This window comes from Alistipes sp. CHKCI003 (genome assembly GCF_900021155.1).
Taxonomy (GTDB): Bacteria; Bacteroidota; Bacteroidia; order Bacteroidales; family Rikenellaceae; genus Alistipes; species Alistipes excrementavium.
In genome coordinates, this window is record NZ_FCNT01000088.1 from 1 (window position 1) to 3,224 (window position 3,224).

Consider the following 3,224-nt stretch of genomic DNA (forward strand, 5'->3'; position numbering starts at 1 on the left):
GCTTCGGGCTCGAACAGTTCTACAAGGGCATCGAGACGATTCCCTATTTCTACGCCTATTTCGCCCGCAGCGGCAGGTAGGAGGCGCCCCGGCGGCATCCGATCGCGGAGAGGAGGGATAAAACCCCTCCTCTCCGCGATCCGTTTTTTTCCGTACATTTTCGTATCCTTCCCTTCGTTCCGGAGGCTTCCGACCGGCAAAATGCGAATAAATTTGTTTTTGCGCCCGACTTTTTCGTATCTTTGTCTCCCAACAAGCATGAAATTCTATGTGCGGAATCGTAGGTTACGTGGGTAGGCGCGAGGCTTATCCCGTTCTGATAAAAGGACTTCACCGCCTCGAATACCGGGGCTACGACAGCGCCGGCATCGCGCTGGTGAACAAAAGCGGACGGCTCAACGTCTACAAGTGCAGAGGCAAGGTCGCCGCGCTGGAGCACTTCGCCGAGTCCAAGGACCTCGAAGGTACGATCGGCATCGCCCACACGCGCTGGGCGACGCACGGCGAGCCGAACGACGCGAACGCCCACCCCCATTACTCCGAGTCGGAGAACATCGCACTGATCCACAACGGCATCATCGAGAACTACCGCGTGCTGAAGGATGCGCTCGTGGCCAACGGCTACACGTTCCGCAGCAGCACCGATTCGGAGGTGCTGGTGAACCTCATCGAATACGTCCGCGCGACGAACGGCTGCACCCTGCTCGAAGCCGTGCAGCAGGCGCTCAAACAGGTAATCGGCGCCTATGCCATCGCCATCATCGAGAAGGGCAACCACGACGAAATCATCGCCGCCCGCAAGAGCAGCCCGATGGTCGTGGGGATCGGCGAGGGAGAGTACTTCCTCGGCTCGGACGCCGCGTCGATCATCGAATACACCAACGACTTCGTCTACGTCAACGACGGCGAGGTGGCGGTCATCAACCGCAACCGCCCCCTGAAGATCGTAACGCTCGACAACGAGGAGAGCCGGATCGACATCAAGCAGCTGGAGCTGAGCATCTCGCAGCTCGAAAAGGGCGGCTATCCCCATTTCATGCTCAAGGAGATCTACGAGCAGCCCAAGACCATCGTCGACTGCATCCGCGGCCGCGTGAATCCCGACGACTACGACGTCAAACTGTCGGGCGTGATCGACAACCGCGACAAATTCGTGCATGCCAAACGGATCATCTTCGTGGCCTGCGGCACCTCGTGGCATGCGTCGCTCATCGGCGAACACCTGATCGAGAACATCTGCCGCATCCCCGTCGAGGTGGAGTACGCCTCCGAGTTCCGCTACCGCAATCCGATCATACATCCCGAAGACATCGTGATCGCCGTGTCGCAGTCGGGCGAGACGGCCGACACGCTGGCTGCCGTGGAGCTGGCCCGCAAGGCGGGTGCGTTCGTCTTCGGCATCTGCAACGTCGTCGGCTCCTCCATCGCGCGTGCGACGGATTCGGGGGCTTATATCCACGTAGGGCCCGAGATCGGCGTCGCCTCGACGAAGGCGTTCACCGGGCAGGTTACGGTGATGGCCATGCTGGCGCTGACCATCGGCAAGGAGCGCGGCACGGTGAGCGACAGCTACTTCCGCGAAGTATCCAAAGGATTGCTCGAACTGCCCGACACGCTGACCGAAGTACTCAAGCTCGACAAGCAGATCAGCGACCTTTCCAAAATCTTCACCTATGCCCACAACTTCATCTACCTCGGCCGCGGCTACAACTACCCCACGGCGCTCGAAGGCGCGCTGAAGCTGAAGGAGATTTCGTACATCCATGCCGAAGGCTACCCCGCCGCCGAGATGAAGCACGGCCCCATAGCCCTGATCGACAACGAGATGCCCACCGTGGCGATCGCCACGCCCGATCATACTTACGCCAAGACGCTCAGCAACATCGAGGAGGTCAAGGCCCGCGGCGGGCGCATCATCGCCGTGATCGCCAAAGACGACGAGCAGGCGCGCCGCTGCGCCGACTACTGCATCGAGGTGCCCGTGGTTACGGAGTGCCTCATGCCGATCGTGGTCAGCGTGCCGCTGCAGCTGTTGGCCTATTATATCGCCGTGTACAAGGGCCGCAACGTCGATCAGCCCCGCAACCTCGCCAAATCCGTAACGGTGGAATAACCCCCGCCGCGGCCGGGCGTCTGTAAACGGAAAAACGCCCCGCATCGGAAATGCACAACCGAAATGCGCCGATGAAACGCGCGCGCGCGCCACGGGCCCATGGCATAGTCGAACGAAAAACAACCGCTCGAACGGTCTTCAATTACCGTTCGAGCGGTTGTCGTTTCGTCGGCAACCGTCCTTATTGAACGCGCAAGAACGAACGAGTGCTTCCGCATGCCGTACACGCACTTTCGACGATGCCTCCGAACGCTCGACACGAGAGGCGAATCGTCGTAAGTACGGGTATTGTATCTGTGTATGAATGCCGCGCCGCGGTCGCCGCGGTCGCCCCCCCCTCCTTCCGAATCCGTTCGAAACGGCCGGAACCCGGAGCGTTTCGCCCCGTATCCCGGTGCGAATGCGCCCGAAACCGACCCCGGAATGAGAGCCGTATCGCTTCTCGGGAGCGATGCGGCGAGCGTCTGCATGAGAGTTCGATCCGAAAAACGAGTTCTGCCGACGGGAATGCCGGAGGGCTTCCGAAGGGTGTTTTCAGAGGGACGCGAACGGTTGCCTGAACAGTTGGAGGCGCTCGCTTAGGGGGTTGTCCCGACAGTGCGGCAAACCCGGCCGGAAACACCGTTTTACCGGCGTGCGGCAGGGGTTCTGTCGTTCGGACGAAGGGGGGGGGTATTCGCGGACAGTTCGCAGGCAATTTTCAGGGCTTCTTTCGACCGACGCCGCTTTCGGGTTCGCCCCCGTCCGTCCGTTCAAGCAAGGCACGGCCTTCCGATCCTGTCCGGATGAAGTCGCAAAGCGTTTGCGAACCTCAAATCGGGGAAACAGGCTCCAATCTGCTGCTCCATAATTCGTCGGCCTGCTTTTCTCGCTCCCCGCTTCCGACGCATCCCGTTCCTCGCCGCCTCCCGACGTGCCCGGCGGAGCCGTTATCTTTGCGGTCATCCGCGGGGGCGTCCGCCCGCGGTGCATGGCCCTATTGAATTTCGGGACCGGCTTCCGCATGTGCGGAAACCGATCCCGAAATCTCTTCATTGCCGCCTCCGAAAAACCGCCTCGGGAAAGCCCGGAGCGCCTTCGCCCGACATCTTCTGCGCTTATGTATAAACCC

The 3,224-nt window shown here is 60.9% G+C and carries 1 protein-coding gene; it reads left to right on the forward strand.

Translation table 11 applies throughout. The features are described from left to right. Positions 1–268: 268 nt before the first annotated feature. Positions 269–2,113 carry a glutamine--fructose-6-phosphate transaminase (isomerizing) gene (gene glmS, locus BN3659_RS11115; protein ID WP_091537006.1) on the forward strand — a complete coding sequence of 615 codons (1,845 nt, stop codon included), beginning with the start codon at positions 269–271 and terminating at the stop codon, positions 2,111–2,113. Positions 2,114–3,224: the final 1,111 nt, after the last annotated feature.